This is a genomic window from Burkholderia torrens (assembly GCF_984668525.1).
Map to the genome: position 1 here is coordinate 2,178,180 of NZ_OZ480211.1, position 15,270 is coordinate 2,193,449.

Genomic DNA, 15,270 nt, shown 5'->3' on the forward strand with positions numbered 1-15,270 from the left:
CTGTGCCTTTACCCCTGTTCCGGCCCGAGGCCGCACTCTTCCGATGAAATCGTCCCCGCGCGATGACAACGACAATGCCAAAACGCGCCGCCAGCCGTCGAAGCTGGTCCAGAACATTGCCGCCGTCACGGTCGGTCTCATCACGTTCGCGATCGGCGCGGCGTGGGTGATCTATAGCTGGGTCGTCGATCGCGAAGCGCAGTACTTCGCGATTCCGCTGGTGTTCTCGGTGCCGGTGATCGTCGCTGTCGCGATCCGGAGTTTCTGGGAGTAGGCGCGCCTGAAACGACGAAGCGCCGCGATCGGGCGACGCGCGGCGCTTGTGTTGTCGGCTCGTGTCAGATGAAGCGGAGAACGCCTCGACTCGCTTGCGCGCTGGTCACAGGCCGGGACGTGGGCACGGATTGGGCGCTGCGCCCTGATATCCGCCGGCGACGGCGCCGAGCGCGGCGCCAGCCAGCGACGTGCCGAGCGCTTTCAGTACGTTTTCAGTCGACAGCGTCTCGCCGCTCGACATCACGCGCCCCGAGTACGCGGAGCACGCCGACGACGATGCAACCGTCTGTACGGATTTAGCGCTCCATGCGATGTTCTCGGCAGGCGTATTGGCGAAAGCCGGCGCGGCCAGCATCAGCGCCAGGACGGAAATCGGAATGCGTACGGTGTTTTTCATCGGTGGCCCCTCGGTCTATTTGTGCTTCTCGTATTCGATCGCGAACTCGATACTACACGCGGCCCGATTTCAGTGTGCGTTCGTACGGACGCACGTCGGCGAATAAAACGGACATCAATGAAAAAAGCGCTGCGGTCGGTCGACCGGCAGCGCTTTTTCGTGAACGACCCCGACAGGGGTGCGTTCGGCTTTTGGTGCGTGAGGCCGGACTCGAACCGGCACACCCTTGCGGGCGTCAGGACCTAAACCTGGTGCGTCTACCAATTTCGCCACTCACGCGCATTTCTGTCGCCTGACCGCGCGGCACGCAAGAAGCATGCGCCACGCGCCCGGGACTTCATGCCGGCCCGAAAACCGGCACGCCCGATCAGGCGAGCGCGAGATTCTACCCGATCCGTGCGGCCTTGTCTCGCCCCGCCGGCACCCGTCGTGCCGCGATGCTAGAATGCCGCGCTCGACGTTTCGGCACCGCGCCGCCGCGCGTCCCCCGAACCCGCCCCCCACCCGATTCCGCCCGTGAACTTCGACGACTACTGTCAGCAAAAGGCCGCCCCTGCAGGCTCCAGCGTCTACTACGCACTGCGGCAGGCGCCGCTCGCCACGCAGCCGCGCCTGACGGCGCTGTTCGCGCTGCGCCGCGAACTGGAGGAAACCGTCAAGGAAACCAGCGACCCAACCGTCGGACACACGAAGCTCGCGTGGTGGCACAAGGAACTCGCCGCGCTGGCCGACGGGCAGCCGTCGCACCCCGTCACGAAGGCGCTTGCGCAGCATCATCCGGCGATCGCCGCCGAGGCCGACGCGTTGCGCACGCTCGTCAACGGCTACGGGATGGACCTCGAACAGGCGCGCTATCTCGATTTCGCCAACCTGCAGCGCTACATCACGCAAGTCGGCGGCACGTTCGCGTCACTGGTTGCGCGCGCAAGTTCCGCGAACCCGGCCGACCCGCAGCCGTGGGCCGCCGATGCCGGCCGCGCGCTGATGCTCGCGCAGTTCGTACAGGAACTCGGCAACGACGCGCGCCACGGTCGCATCTATTTGCCGATCGACGAACTGCAGCGTTACAACGTGACCGCGGCCGATCTGCTGAATGGCCGCTACAGCCCGGCCTTCACCGAATTGCTGCAATTCCAGACGGCCCGCGCGCGCGAAGCGCTCGCGGCGGCCGAAGCGGCGATTCCGTCAACCGAACGCCGCGCACAGCGCACGCTGCGCGCGCAGATCGCACTGGCCGGCGCGCTGCTCGACGAAATCGAGCGCGACGGCTACCAGGTGCTGCACCAGCGCATCGCGCTGACGCCGATCCGCAAGCTGTGGATCGCGTGGCGCGCATCGCGCCGCCGCTGACCACGCGTCACGCCTTCAACAGCGGCAGCGTATCGAAGCGCTGCTGCAGCACGCGCGTCGCATCGAGCCCCCACCACGGCCCGAGCACGGTCGCGTAGAGCTGGCGGAAATCGACCGCGACCGGCAGGTTGCCGTTGCCGTCGAGCCGGCCGAGCGCCGGCGGCGCACCGTACAGGCCGCCGGCCACACGGCCGCCCATCACGAAATGCGGCGCGGCCGTGCCGTGATCGGTGCCGTTGCTCTGGTTCTCGCGCACCCGCCGCCCGAATTCCGCATACGTCATCACGAGCGTCTGGTTCCAGCGCCCGAGTTCGATCAGCGCACCGCGCATCGCGCTCATCCCTTCCGCGAACTGCTTGAGCAACGCAGCCTGCTGCCCCGGCTGGTTCTGGTGCGTGTCGAAGCCGTTGAGCGTCAGGCGCAGCACCGCGACGCCATCCTGCGCGCCGGGCCCGGACGCCTCGCACGCGGCCAGCACCTGCATCGCGGTCTTCACCGACGTGCCGAACGCGCCGGCCGGGAAAGCCGTCCGGAACTCGCGCATGCCGCCGCGCGGGCGCAGCCGGTCGGCCGCCTTCACGATATCGTTCTCGACGTCGATGATGTGCGCAAGCGCCGGGTTCTGCTCGCGCAGCGACGACGGCTCGGCGAGCCGGGCCGCCCGGATGAACTGCGCGGGATTGACGAGCGCGATCGCACGCGCACCGTTCGACAGCGGCCCCATTTCGGCGCTGCCGAGCACGACGCCGTCCGCCGCGAAACCGGGCGGCACCGGCGCCTGCGCGAACGTGCGCGTGAGCCAGCCTTCGTGCAGGTACTGATCCGAGCGCGACGCGGTGTCCCAGATCTCGATCGAGCGGAAATGCGACAGGTTCGGCTGCGGATAGCCGACGCCCTGCACGACCGCGACCTGCCCGTCGCGCCACAGCGGCATCAGCGGCGCAAGCGACGGGTGCAGCCCCGTATGCGCATCGAGCTGCAGCACCTGCTCGCGCTTGATGCCGATGCTGCGCCGGAACTGGTAGTACAGCGGGTCCGTGTACGGCACCACGGTATTGAGCCCGTCGTTGCCGCCCTTCAGCTCGACGAGGATCAGCACGTTCGCATAGCCTGCCGCCGGCGGCCGCCCCGCCTGCGTCGCGGCCGCCGCCATCGCGGGCGCTTGCCACATCGACACGCCGGCCGCGGCGGCGGCGCCCGTCAGCGTCAGAAAATCACGTCGGTTCATCGCGCATCCTTTGGTTCGCCGTCCGGCACCTTTGCCGCGGCGGCGCCCCGCTTCGTCGTCGTTTGCTTCATTTCAGTTGATAGGCCGGATCCATCAGCAGCGCCTCGAGATACGCGCTGCCGGTCGAATCCGTGTCGATCGCCGCGACCGGCGACAGTTGCAGCACCGCGTGCTGCAGTTGCAGCTCGGTCGACAATCCCGCGATCGCCTGCGGACGCGCGCGATATTGCGCGAGCCAGCGTTCGAGGTCGAACCGCAGGCCGCCTCGCGCGGGCTTCGCCGGCGTGCCGCGCAAGCCGGCCGCGGACGCCGCGTCGACCACCGGCATCGCATGCGCCCGCGCATTCGGCGACGGCGCCATCGGATGCGCGGGCGGGTGCATGCCGGCCGTCTCCGTCGCGCGGAACAACTGCTCGACGAACTGCTTGCGCGACAGCAGCGTGGTGCTGTTGATCCACAGCGCGCCGCCCGGCCAGCCTTTCACGTTCGGTGGATAGAACAGGTTCTGCCCGAGCGTGCGCACGGTGTTCGCGAGCATCTGCGGATCGCCGTACGCGACGTCGAACAGCCGTACCGACCCGACGACGAATTCCACCGGCGACTTGACGAGCACGCCGCGGTTGCGCGGATCCCAGAACGCATCGGTCGACCACAGCGCGGCAAGCGCCGTGCGAATGTCGTAGCCGCTCGCGCGGAACCGTTCGGCCACCGTATCGAGCGCGCCCGGATCGGGCGTGTCGGACACGAACTCGCGCCACAGCTTGCCGGCGATGAAGCGCGCGGTGCCCGGCCGCTTGAGCAGGATGTCGAGAAAGCCGTCGCCGTCGAACGGCCCCGTTTCACCGAGTATCGTCTTGTCGCCGGCATCGTGCGCTTCGGGCCGCACCTCGAAGCGCAGCGTATCGGGATCGACCGTCCAGCCCGTCATCGCTCGCGCGGCCTCGGTCACGTCGTATTGCGTGTAATGGCCCTCGCCGAGCGTGAACAGCTCCATCACCTCGCGCGCGAAATTCTCGTTCGGACGCCCCTTGCGATTGCTCGCGCCGTCGAGATACTGCAGCATCGCCGGGTCCTTCGCGACCGCGTGCAGCAGCGTGCCGAAATTGCCGAGCGCCTCGCGGCGAAACAGCGCGTTCTGCGCGGCCATCGTCTGCGGGTAAGGCACCTTGTCCTGCCCCGACGTGAAGTGGCCATGCCAGAACAGCGTCATGCGCTCGGTCAGCGGCGACGGCGTGACGACCATCTCGTTGATCCAGGCCGCGCGCAACGCATCGTAGCGGACGTTGCGCTCGCGCTGCTCGTCGCGCCGCATGTCGGGCGTCAGCGCCTGGCGCTGCGCGCGCGTCGGCGGCAGCTCGGCGATCCAGTCGGGCCACGTCGTCACGGGTTCACGGCGCACGCTGCCGAGCGTGTCGGCCACGACCTGCGCGCGCGTCATGCCGACGATGCGTGCGACGTCGGCGGGTGCGGGAGAGAAACCGGTGCGGCTCAGGAAAAACAGTGCGTCGTCGGCATCGAGCGGCGACTGCATGGCAGGCGACGGCGCCGGTGCGGCAGCGTTCGCTTTCATCGTCATGGACTCCCGGAACGCACCGGCGGTGCGGATGCCGGTACAACGGCATTCGGTGGGCGAAAGTTGACGGAAAAAGTGCTACGAATTCTTTCCGAGGGGAAAGTTCACGCAGGGCGAAAGACGGCGCGTATCAGCGCTTGTACAACTCGCGAACGGCGTCTTCGATGTGCTGGCGCAGCAGGTGCCGCTCCTCGGGCGTCATGTGCCCGTCGCGGCGGTGCTGCTCGAGATCGGGAGGCACGGCGGAACGAACCGTCATCTCGGCGGTACGGTCGGACTGCGGCGCTTTGCCGCGCGGCAGCTTGCGCGACGGTGCGCCCTGCTCGGGGCGCTGCGCATACGCGAAGTTCGACGCATACGGACCGGCGAGCGCGATCGTCAGCATCAGTGCAATCCGGGCAGATCGCATGACCGTCCTCGCTTCTTTGGTCGATTTGTTCCCTTCGTCACGCGGCAACCGGCTACCTCTGGTACTTGAAAAACCCTGCGGAAATCGGGTGTACAAAGATGAATGATGGAGTGCAGGGGAGTATCTACCGAATTTCGGCTTCGAGTAAAGGAATCTCTATAGCCTGCCTTTACTCGGCGCGACACTACGGGTAAATTTTGTAACCGACTGTAACGCACGAAAATACGTGACCGTGCGTCAATTCCCATTCGCGATAAGATGCCGATCATGGAAACGAAAAACCCCTCCAAGATTCTCGTCGTCGACGACGACCCTCGCCTGCGCGACCTGCTGCGCCGCTATCTCGGCGAGCAGGGTTTCAACGTATACGTCGCGGAAAACGCGACCGCGATGAACAAGCTCTGGGTACGCGAGCGTTTCGACCTGCTCGTGCTCGACCTGATGCTGCCGGGTGAAGACGGGCTGTCGATCTGCCGCCGCCTGCGCGGCAGCAACGACCGCACGCCGATCATCATGCTCACCGCGAAGGGCGAGGATGTCGACCGCATCGTCGGCCTCGAGATGGGCGCCGACGATTACCTGCCGAAGCCGTTCAACCCGCGCGAACTCGTCGCGCGCATTCATGCGGTGCTGCGCCGCCAGGCGCCGGCCGAACTGCCGGGCGCACCGTCGGAAACCACCGAGGTGTTCGAATTCGGCGAATTCTCGCTGAACCTCGCCACGCGCACGCTGACGAAGTCGGGCCAGGAAATTCCGCTGACGACCGGCGAATTCTCGGTGCTGAAGGTGTTCGCCCGCCATCCGCGCCAGCCGCTGTCGCGCGAAAAGCTGATGGAGCTCGCGCGCGGCCGCGAATACGAAGTGTTCGACCGCAGCCTCGACGTGCAGATTTCGCGCCTGCGCAAGCTGATCGAACCGGATCCGGGCAGCCCGCGCTTCATCCAGACTGTCTGGGGCCTCGGCTACGTGTTCATCCCGGACGGCGCCGCCTGACCTTTTTCCTTTCCGGTTTCGCCCGCCCACGGCCCGTCCCATGCGTATCGACCGGCGCCTCCTGCAGCTCGCGTTCGGCGGGCTGTTCTGGCGCACCTTCCTGCTGATCGCGCTGCTGATCTCGGTCAGTCTCGCCGCGTGGTTCCAGAGCTTTCGAGTAATCGAGCGCGAGCCGCGTGCGCAGCGCGTGGCTCTCCAGCTCGTCGCGGTCGTGAAGCTCACGCGCACCGCCCTGCTCTATTCCGATCCCGATCTGCGGCGCGCGCTGCTGCAGGATCTGGAGAGCAACGAGGGCGTGCGCGTGTACCCGCGCGAGAAAACCGACAAGTTCAAGCTGCAGCCCGACGAATCGCTGAACCGCCTGATCGAACACGACATCCGCAGCCGCCTCGGCGACGATACCGTGATCGCGCAGTCGGTCAACGACATTCCCGGCGTGTGGATCAGCTTCAAGATCGACGACGACGATTACTGGGTCGCGCTCGACCGCGACCAGCTCGACAACGTCACGGGCCTGCAGTGGGCTGGCTGGGGGCTGTTCGCGCTTGCGCTGTCGCTATTCGGCTCCGCGTTCATCACGAGCCTCGTGAACCGGCCGTTCTCGCGGCTCGCGCTCGCCGCGCGGCAGATCGGCTCGGGCCAGACGCCCGAACTGCTGCCCGAGCGCGGAATGGGCGTCGCGGCCGAGACCAATCGCAGCTTCAACCAGATGGTGCGCGACCTCGAGCAGCTCGAGGCCGACCGCGCGCTGATGCTCGCGGGCATCTCGCACGACCTGCGCACGCCGCTCGCGCGGCTGCGGCTCGAAACCGAGATGAGTCCGTCCGACCAGGCGACCAAGGACGCGATGGTCGACGACATCGAGCAGATGGACCGCATCATCGCGGCCTTCATCGACTACGCGCGCCCGTCGCAGCGCAAGCCCGAGCCGGTCGACCTGTCGTCGATCGCGCATGAAGTCGCCGCGCGCGTCTCGGGCGAGGACGGCGTCGAGATCCGCACGCGACTCGCGCCGAGCGCGATCATCGAGGCCGACGAGACCGACATGCGCCGCGTGATCGGCAACCTCGTCGAGAATGCGCGCAAGTACGGCCAGAGCAAGCAGGACGGCATCTCGCGCATCACGGTCGAGACCCGCGTGTCGCATGCGCGCGTCGAGCTGTCGGTGAGCGACGAAGGCCCCGGCATCCCCGAGGATCAGCTGCCGCTCGTGATGCGGCCGTTCTACCGCGTCGACACCGCACGCACCAAGGCGGACGGCACGGGCCTCGGGATGGCGATCGTGCTGCGGCTCGTCGGCCGCTATCGCGGCGCGCTGCGCCTGCGCAACCGGAACCCCGAAGCGGGTCTCGAAGTGACGCTCGAATTCCCCGGTGCCGGCAAGGCACGTGCGACTGCGTGACGCGCTCGCGCACGCTTCTTGCACCGCACACTATCGATCCGGTTGAAAAAAGCTATGAAGATCGTTAGTCAAAATCTATTGAAGTGCTTTGCTAATAGTGTTATAGTTTTGCCCATGCTGTCACATCATCGTTGCAGCACCGAGGTAGCTTGACTCAGTCTTCTTCCCAACTCATACAGGAGTATCCGCATGAAAACCGTGGGCGATAAACTCGAAGCTTTCACCGTCGTAGCCGCGAAGCCGGGCTTCAACAATCACGAGGAAAACGGCCAGTCGGCATTCGAGACCGTCACCGAAGCGTCGTTCCCGGGCAAGTGGAAGATCATCTACTTCTATCCGAAGGATTTCACGTTCGTGTGCCCGACGGAAATCGTCGAATTCGCGAAGCTCACGAAGCAGTTCGAAGAGCGCGATGCCGTCCTGCTCGGCGGCAGCTCGGACAACGAATTCGTCAAGCTCGCATGGCGCCGTGAACACAAGGACCTCGACAAGCTGAATCACTACTCGTTCGGCGACGTCAAGGGCGAGCTGATCGACCAGCTCGGCGTGCGCGACAAGGAAGCCGGCGTGGCCCTGCGTGCAACGTTCATCGTCGATCCGGACAACACGATCCAGCACGTTTCGGTGAACAACCTGAACGTCGGCCGCAGCCCGGAAGAAGTCCTGCGCATTCTGGACGGCCTGCAAACGGACGAACTGTGCCCGTGCAACCGCGCAGTCGGCGGCGCAACGCTGTAAGCGTAGCAATGCACGAAGCCCGCGGCGCACGTCCTGCCTGCGGGCTTTTTTAACGGCCAACCCATAGGAGATATCAATGGAATTCATCGATTCGATTAAGGCACGCATCCCCGACTACGCGAAGGACATTCGCCTGAACCTCGACGGCACGATCTCGCGCTCGTCGCTCGAAGGCACCGACGCGGTGGGCGTCGCACTGGCGGCGGCCATCGCGGCGAAGAGCACGGTGCTCATCAAGACGATCCGCGAAGCCGGCGTCCTGTCGCCCGAAGAGACGAACGCCGTGCTGACGGCGGCCGCGCTGATGGGGATGAACAACACCTGGTATCCGTATGTCGAGATGGCCGACGACGCCGACCTGAAGACGCAGCGCGCCGAACTGCGGATGGGCGCCTATGCGACGCACGGCGGCGTCGACAAGCGCAAGTTCGAGATGTACGCGCTCGCCGCGTCGATCGTCGGCAAGTGCCACTTCTGCGTGAAGTCGCACTATGCGCTGCTGAAGAACGAACAAGGGATGACCGTCACGCAGCTGCGCGACGTCGGCCGCATCGCATCGGTGATCAACGCCGCCGCGCAAGTGATCGCCGCCGAAGGCGAATAAGCGGTTGCTGCACCGCTCGACCGGCAGCGATGCCGGGAGCGGCGCCCGCTTCAAACGAAAATGCCACGCTCATGCGTGGCATTTTTCATTTCCGCGAAACGGTGCACGGCGCGCATCGCTCACCGCGCGCCGCCGCCAGCCGCCGTCAGCCGCCCTGCTTCACTAGCAGCGCGGCGGCCTGCGCCTCGATGCCTTCGCCGCGGCCGAGATAGCCGAGCTTCTCGTTGGTCTTCGCCTTCACGTTGACGCGATCGAGCGGCAGCCCGAGATCGGCAGCGATGTTCGCGCGCATCCCGTCGATGTGCGGCGCGAGCTTCGGCGCCTGGGCGATCACCGTGCTGTCGACGTTCTGGATCGTGAAACCGGCCGCCTTCACGCGCTCGGCGCACGCGCGCAGCAGCACGCGGCTGTCCGCGCCCTTGAACGCCGCGTCCGTGTCGGAGAAATGGCGGCCGATGTCGCCGAGCGCCGCCGCGCCGAACAGCGCGTCGGTGATCGCGTGCAGCAGCACGTCCGCGTCCGAGTGGCCGAGCAGGCCGCGCTCGTACGGAATCGTCACGCCGCCGATGATGAGGGGGCGCCCTTCGACGAGCTGGTGCACGTCGTAGCCTTGTCCGATTCTGAAATCCATGCGTGTTCCGATTGAGATGGGGTGAAAGTCAGGAAGCGTTCGCGGGGCGCGCGAGGATCGCTTCCGCAAGCGCGAAATCTTCCGGGTACGTGACCTTGAAATTGCGCAGGCTGCCCTGCACGACGCGCGGCGTGTGGCCCGCCCATTCGATCGCGCTGGCTTCGTCGGTCAGATCGTGGCCGTCGCGCTGCGCCTGCAGGATCGCGTCGCGCAGCATGCCGATGCGGAACATCTGCGGCGTCTGCGCCTGCCACAGCGCGTCGCGCGACTCCGTGCGCGCGATCGCGTCGCCGCCGGCCGGCACGCGCTTGAGCGTATCGGCCACCGGCAGCGCGACGATGCCGCCGACCGGATCGTCCTTCAGCGTCGTGACGAGCGTGCGGATCAGCGCCGGCGTGATGCCGGGGCGCGCCGCATCGTGCACCAGCACCCAGTCCTGGTCGGTCGCGCCGAATTCGGCCAGCTCGAGCAGCCCGTTCAGCACCGACGCCTGCCGCGAGCCGCCGCCGCAACGGCGCACCGCGAAGCGCAGGCCCGCGAAGCGGCGCGCGTCGAAATGGGAATCGTCGGGCGCGAGCACGACGAGCGTCTGCGCGAACTCGCTGCACGCGTCGAACGCGGCGAGCGTGTAGTGCAGCAGCGCGCGGCCGGCCAGCGTGCGATATTGCTTCGGCACGGCCGAGCCGGAACGGCTGCCGGTGCCGGCACAGGGAATCAGGGCGAAAAGTCGGGGAGTCACGAAGGGAAACGCCGGAAAGATGAAATCGAGAAGCGGATTTTATAATAGGTCTTTCGTCTCGACCGGCGCACCGCGATGCGCCCGTGCACGCCACCCCTGTCGTCCCTATGCCAGATAACGCTTCCACCCCGTCCGCCTCGCCCGTTGCGCGCGTCAAACCCGGCCAGCGCTTCGCCTTCGACGGCACGCACGGCTCCGCCGACGCGCTCGCCATCGCCCGTTATCTCGCCGACAACCGCCAGGACGTGCCGCTTCTCGCGGTGATCTGTGCGAACGCGGTCGACGCACAACGGCTGTCGCAGGAAATCCGCTACTTTTCGCCCGATGCGCGCGTGCGCCTGCTGCCGGACTGGGAAACGCTGCCGTACGATACCTTCTCGCCGCACCAAGACCTCGTGTCCGAGCGGCTCGCCACGCTGCACGATCTCGGCGAGGGCCGTTGCGACATCCTGCTCGTGCCCGCGACCACCGCGCTGTACCGGATGCCGCCCGCCTCGTTCATGGCCGCGTACACGTTCGCGTTCGCGCAGGGCGAGCGGCTCGACGAGGCGAAGCTGAAGGCGCAGCTGACGCTGGCCGGCTACGAGCACGTGAGCCAGGTCGTGCGGCCCGGCGAATACTGCGTACGCGGCTCGCTGATCGACCTGTACCCGATGGGCTCGCCGCTGCCGTACCGGATCGACCTGTTCGACGACCAGGTCGACTCGATCCGCGCGTTCGATCCCGACACGCAGCGCAGCCTCTACCCGGTGCGCGACGTGCGCCTGCTGCCCGGCCGCGAGTTCCCGTTCGACGAAGCCGCGCGCACGGCCTTTCGCAGCCGCTGGCGCGAAACCTTCGAAGGCGACCCGAGCCGCGCGCCGATCTACAAGGACATCGGCAACGGCGTGCCGTCGGCCGGCATCGAGTACTACCTGCCGCTGTTCTTCGACGAAACGGCCACGCTGTTCCACTACCTGCCGCAAGACGCGCACCTCGTGTTCACCGGCGATCTCGAGGCGTCGATCCGGCGCTTCACCGCCGACACGAAGCAGCGTCACGCGTTCCTCGCGCACGATCGCGAGCGGCCGATCCTCGAGCCGCAGCGGCTGTTCCTGTCCGACGAGGATTTCTTCGCGTTCGCGAAGCCGTTCGCGCGCGTCGTGCTGCCCGCGCAGCCGGCCGGCGGCTGGGCGACCGCGTTACCGGAACTCACCGTCGACCGCCATGCGGACGATCCGCTCGCGTCGCTGCGCACGTTCGTCGAATCGTCGGGCAAGCGCGTGCTGCTGACGGTCGAATCGGCCGGCCGTCGCGAGACGATCCTGCAACTGCTCGCCGAACATCACCTGCGCCCCGCGTCGAACGACCACTTCGCCGGCTGGCTCGCGAGCGACGAACGCTTCGCGCTCGGCGTCGCGCCGCTCGCCAACGGCTTCGCGGTGCCGGGCGAAGGCTATGCGCTCGTCACCGAAACCGAGCTGTACGGCGCGCTCGGCCGCCGCGCGGGCCGCCGGCGGCAGGAACAGGCGAGCAACGTCGACGCGATGGTGCGCGACCTGTCGGAGCTGAAGGTCGGCGACCCGGTCGTCCATGCCCAGCACGGCATCGGCCGCTACATGGGCCTCGTGTCGATGGATCTCGGCGAAGGCGAGACCGAATTCCTGCATCTCGAATACTCAGGTGACAGCAAGCTCTACGTGCCAGTCGCGCAACTGCACGTGATCTCGCGCTACAGCGGCGCCGATCCCGACAGCGCGCCGCTGCACGCGCTCGGCTCCGGCCAGTGGGAACGCGCGAAGCGCAAGGCCGCGCAGCAGATCCGCGACACGGCCGCCGAACTGCTTAACCTGTACGCGCGCCGCGCGGCCCGCGAAGGCCACGCGTTCTCGCTCGATCCGCGCGACTACGTGAAATTCGCGGAAAGCTTCGGCTTCGAGGAAACGCCCGACCAGGCCGCGGCGATCGCGGCCGTGATCGGCGACATGACGAGCGGCAAGCCGATGGACCGCCTCGTGTGCGGCGACGTCGGCTTCGGCAAGACCGAGGTCGCGCTGCGCGCGGCGTTCATCGCGGTGCTGGGCGGCAAGCAGGTCGCGCTGCTGTCGCCGACCACGCTGCTCGCCGAGCAGCACACGCAGACCTTCGCCGACCGCTTCGCGGACTGGCCGGTGCGGATCGTCGAGCTGTCGCGCTTCAAGACCGCGAAGGAAGTGAACGCGGCGATCGCGCAGATCAACGAAGGCAGCGTCGACATCGTGATCGGCACGCACAAGCTGCTGTCGTCGGACGTGCAGTTCAAGCGGCTCGGCCTCGTGATCATCGACGAGGAGCACCGCTTCGGCGTGCGGCAGAAGGAAGCGCTGAAGGCGCTGCGTGCGGAGGTCGACGTGCTGACGCTCACCGCGACGCCGATCCCGCGCACGCTCGGAATGGCGCTCGAAGGGCTGCGCGACTTCTCGGTGATCGCGACCGCGCCGCAGAAGCGGCTCGCGATCAAGACCTTCGTGCGCCGCGAGGAAGAAAGCGTGATCCGCGAGGCGATGCTGCGCGAGCTGAAGCGCGGCGGCCAGGTGTACTTCCTGCACAACGAGGTCGAGACGATCGAGAACCGCAAGGCGATGCTCGAGGCGCTCGTGCCCGAGGCGCGCATCGTGATCGCGCACGGCCAGATGCACGAGCGCGAACTCGAACGCGTGATGCGCGATTTCGTCGCGCAGCGCGCGAACGTGCTGCTGTGCACGACCATCATCGAGACCGGCATCGACGTGCCGAGCGCGAACACGATCATCATGCACCGCGCGGACAAGTTCGGCCTCGCGCAGCTGCACCAGCTGCGCGGCCGTGTCGGCCGCTCGCACCACCAGGCCTATGCGTACCTGCTGGTCCACGATCCGCAGTCGCTCACCAAGCAGGCGCAGCGTCGGCTCGAGGCGATCCAGCAGATGGAGGAACTCGGTTCGGGCTTCTATCTCGCGATGCATGACCTCGAGATCCGCGGCACCGGCGAAGTGCTCGGCGACAAGCAGTCGGGCGAGATCCACGAGATCGGCTTCCAGCTCTACACGGACATGCTGAACGACGCGGTGAAGGCGCTGAAGAACGGCAAGGAGCCCGACCTCACCGCCCCGCTCGCCGCGACGACGGAAATCAACCTGCATGCGCCCGCGATCCTGCCGGCCGACTACTGCGCGGACGTGCAGGAGCGGCTGTCGCTGTACAAGCGGCTCGCGAACTGCGAGCACGGCGACGCGATCGACGGCATCCAGGAGGAACTGATCGACCGCTTCGGCAAGCTGCCGCCGCAGGCGCACGCACTCGTCGAGACGCACCGGCTGCGGATCGCCGCGAAGCCGCTCGGCATCGTGAAGATCGACGCGAGCGAAGTCGCGATCGGGCTGCAGTTCGAGCCGAATCCGCCGATCGATCCGATGCGGATCATCGACATGGTGCAGAAGCATCGCCACATCAAGCTCGCGGGGCAGGACAAGCTGCGCATCGAGACGCGCTCGCCCGACCTCGCGATCCGCGTGTCGACGATCAAGGAAACGCTGCGTGCGCTCGGCCCGAAACAGGGCGCGGCCGCCGCGGCGCGCTGACGCGATACCGACGGGCGCGACGTTGCTGCACCGCATCGCGCCCGACGAAGGCGGGCCGGCGCGTTTTTGAGTATGATTTTCCCATTCATCCGACGGAGTTTTGCCATGTCCACTCTCGACGCGACGGCGCCGTCCGCCGCAACCCGGGGCGACGAATCGCTCGTCAGCCTGCCGTGGGTCAAGCAACTGGTGTCGATGGACACGACGAGCCGCGTGCCGAACCTCGGCCTGATCGAAACGGTGCGCGATGCACTCGCCGCGAAAGGCATCGTGTCGACGATCACGCATGATCCGCGCGAAGGCTGGGCAAACCTGTTCGCAACCGTGCCCGCGCACGACGGCTCGACCAACGGCGGCATCGTGCTGTCGGGGCATACCGACGTCGTGCCGGTCGACGGCCAGCAATGGGACAGCAACCCGTTCGCGCCGGAGATCCGCGACGGCCGCCTGTACGGCCGCGGCACCTGCGACATGAAGGGCTTCATTGGCGCGGCGCTCGCGCTGCTGCCCGAGATGCAGGCGACGAAGCTCGCGAAGCCGATCCATTTCGCGCTGTCCTACGACGAGGAAATCGGCTGTGCGGGCGCGCCGCTGATGATCGCCGACCTCGTGAAGCGCGGCGTGCAGCCGTCCGGCTGCATCGTCGGCGAGCCGACCAGCATGCGGCCGATCATCGCGCACAAGGGCATCAACGCATACCGCTGCTGTGTGCGCGGCCACGCGGCGCATTCGTCGCTGACGCCGAAGGGGCTCAACGCGATCGAGTATGCGGCGCGCCTCATCTGCCATATCCGCGACATCGCCGATCGCTTCCGTGCCGAAGGCCCGTTCGACGAACTGTACGACGTGCCGTTCACGACCGCGCAGACGAGCACGATCCAGGGCGGCAACGCGATCAACACCGTGCCGGCCGAGTGCCGCTTCGACTTCGAATTCCGCAACCTGCCGACGCTCGATCCCGAGCAGATCTTCACGCGCATCGAAGCGTATGCGCAGGAAACGCTGTTGCCGCAGATGCTGCGCGAGCATCCGAATGCCGCGATCGAGTTCTCGAAGATCGCCGCGGCACCCGGCCTCGACGCGACCGAACAGGCCGCGATCACGCAGCTCGTGCGCGCGCTGACGGCCGACCAGGACAAGCGCAAGGTCGCGTACGGCACCGAGGCCGGGCTGTTCGCACGCGCGGGCATCCCGAGCGTCGTGTGCGGGCCCGGCAACATCGAGCAGGCGCACAAGCCGAACGAGTACGTCGAGCTCGCGCAGCTCGCCGCCTGCGAGCAGTTCCTGCGCAAGTTCATCCGCAGCATGTCGGTCGACGCGCACTGACTGCCTCCCGCCACGCCGGCCCGCGT

At 67.0% G+C, this 15,270-nt stretch carries 14 protein-coding genes and 1 tRNA gene; 8 read left to right on the top strand and 7 right to left on the bottom strand.

The features are described from left to right. Positions 1 to 43: 43 nt before the first annotated feature. Positions 44 to 274, top strand: coding sequence for a hypothetical protein (locus AC5LXX_RS09995; protein ID WP_124450463.1), 231 nt, complete (start codon positions 44 to 46; stop codon positions 272 to 274). A 105-nt stretch (positions 275 to 379) separates the two neighbouring features. On the opposite strand, the gene AC5LXX_RS10000 is transcribed toward AC5LXX_RS09995, so the two are convergent. Continuing rightward, positions 380 to 673: a hypothetical protein gene (locus AC5LXX_RS10000; protein ID WP_493409381.1), complete on the bottom strand. Its 294-nt coding sequence runs from the start codon at positions 671 to 673 to the stop codon at positions 380 to 382. A gap of 192 nt (positions 674 to 865) precedes the next feature. Next, positions 866 to 952: transfer RNA gene (locus AC5LXX_RS10005), tRNA-Leu, on the bottom strand. Between the two features lie 237 nt (positions 953 to 1,189). Between AC5LXX_RS10005 and hpnD the strand changes: the two genes are divergently transcribed. Continuing rightward, a complete protein-coding gene (gene hpnD / locus AC5LXX_RS10010) occupies positions 1,190 to 2,023 on the top strand; it encodes a presqualene diphosphate synthase HpnD (protein ID WP_493400935.1) in 834 nt (277 codons plus the stop codon). Between the two features lie 7 nt (positions 2,024 to 2,030). Here the strand turns inward: hpnD and AC5LXX_RS10015 are convergent, their stop codons facing one another. The 3 genes from AC5LXX_RS10015 to AC5LXX_RS10025 all read right to left on the bottom strand — a co-directional run bounded on the left by AC5LXX_RS10015 (position 2,031) and on the right by AC5LXX_RS10025 (position 5,233). Then, complete coding sequence (locus AC5LXX_RS10015; protein WP_493409382.1) at positions 2,031 to 3,251, bottom strand: DUF1501 domain-containing protein; 1,221 nt, start codon at positions 3,249 to 3,251, stop codon at positions 2,031 to 2,033. 67 nt (positions 3,252 to 3,318) lie between these two features. Beyond that, positions 3,319 to 4,821 carry a DUF1800 domain-containing protein gene (locus AC5LXX_RS10020; protein WP_493409383.1) on the bottom strand — a complete coding sequence of 501 codons (1,503 nt, stop codon included), beginning with the start codon at positions 4,819 to 4,821 and terminating at the stop codon, positions 3,319 to 3,321. A gap of 133 nt (positions 4,822 to 4,954) precedes the next feature. Then, positions 4,955 to 5,233, bottom strand: a complete 279-nt coding sequence (locus AC5LXX_RS10025) for a hypothetical protein (protein ID WP_124450473.1) — start codon at positions 5,231 to 5,233, stop codon at positions 4,955 to 4,957. 258 nt (positions 5,234 to 5,491) lie between these two features. Between AC5LXX_RS10025 and ompR the strand changes: the two genes are divergently transcribed. The 4 genes from ompR (at position 5,492) to AC5LXX_RS10045 (ending at position 8,970) form a co-directional block, all read left to right on the top strand. After that, complete coding sequence (ompR, locus tag AC5LXX_RS10030; RefSeq protein ID WP_006478565.1) at positions 5,492 to 6,226, top strand: osmolarity response regulator transcription factor OmpR; 735 nt, start codon at positions 5,492 to 5,494, stop codon at positions 6,224 to 6,226. Between the two features lie 40 nt (positions 6,227 to 6,266). After that, positions 6,267 to 7,628, top strand: coding sequence for an ATP-binding protein (locus tag AC5LXX_RS10035; protein ID WP_493409384.1), 1,362 nt, complete (start codon positions 6,267 to 6,269; stop codon positions 7,626 to 7,628). 189 nt (positions 7,629 to 7,817) lie between these two features. Further along, complete coding sequence (locus AC5LXX_RS10040; protein ID WP_006478563.1) at positions 7,818 to 8,366, top strand: peroxiredoxin; 549 nt, start codon at positions 7,818 to 7,820, stop codon at positions 8,364 to 8,366. A gap of 76 nt (positions 8,367 to 8,442) precedes the next feature. Beyond that, positions 8,443 to 8,970 (top strand): carboxymuconolactone decarboxylase family protein, encoded by a 528-nt coding sequence (locus AC5LXX_RS10045; protein WP_011352388.1) that lies wholly within the window; start codon positions 8,443 to 8,445, stop codon positions 8,968 to 8,970. Between the two features lie 145 nt (positions 8,971 to 9,115). Here the strand turns inward: AC5LXX_RS10045 and ispF are convergent, their stop codons facing one another. Together ispF and ispD are read right to left on the bottom strand one after the other, a co-directional pair. After that, the gene (gene ispF, locus AC5LXX_RS10050; protein ID WP_034188783.1) at positions 9,116 to 9,601 is read right to left on the bottom strand and encodes a 2-C-methyl-D-erythritol 2,4-cyclodiphosphate synthase; all 486 of its coding nucleotides are present in this window, start codon (positions 9,599 to 9,601) and stop codon (positions 9,116 to 9,118) included. A gap of 28 nt (positions 9,602 to 9,629) precedes the next feature. After that, a complete protein-coding gene (gene ispD, locus AC5LXX_RS10055; RefSeq protein ID WP_493409385.1) occupies positions 9,630 to 10,340 on the bottom strand; it encodes a 2-C-methyl-D-erythritol 4-phosphate cytidylyltransferase in 711 nt (236 codons plus the stop codon). A 107-nt stretch (positions 10,341 to 10,447) separates the two neighbouring features. Between ispD and mfd the strand changes: the two genes are divergently transcribed. Further along, complete coding sequence (gene mfd / locus AC5LXX_RS10060; RefSeq protein ID WP_493409386.1) at positions 10,448 to 13,918, top strand: transcription-repair coupling factor; 3,471 nt, start codon at positions 10,448 to 10,450, stop codon at positions 13,916 to 13,918. A 105-nt stretch (positions 13,919 to 14,023) separates the two neighbouring features. Continuing rightward, a complete protein-coding gene (gene argE / locus AC5LXX_RS10065; protein ID WP_493409387.1) occupies positions 14,024 to 15,244 on the top strand; it encodes an acetylornithine deacetylase in 1,221 nt (406 codons plus the stop codon). The last annotated feature ends 26 nt before the right edge of the window (positions 15,245 to 15,270 follow it).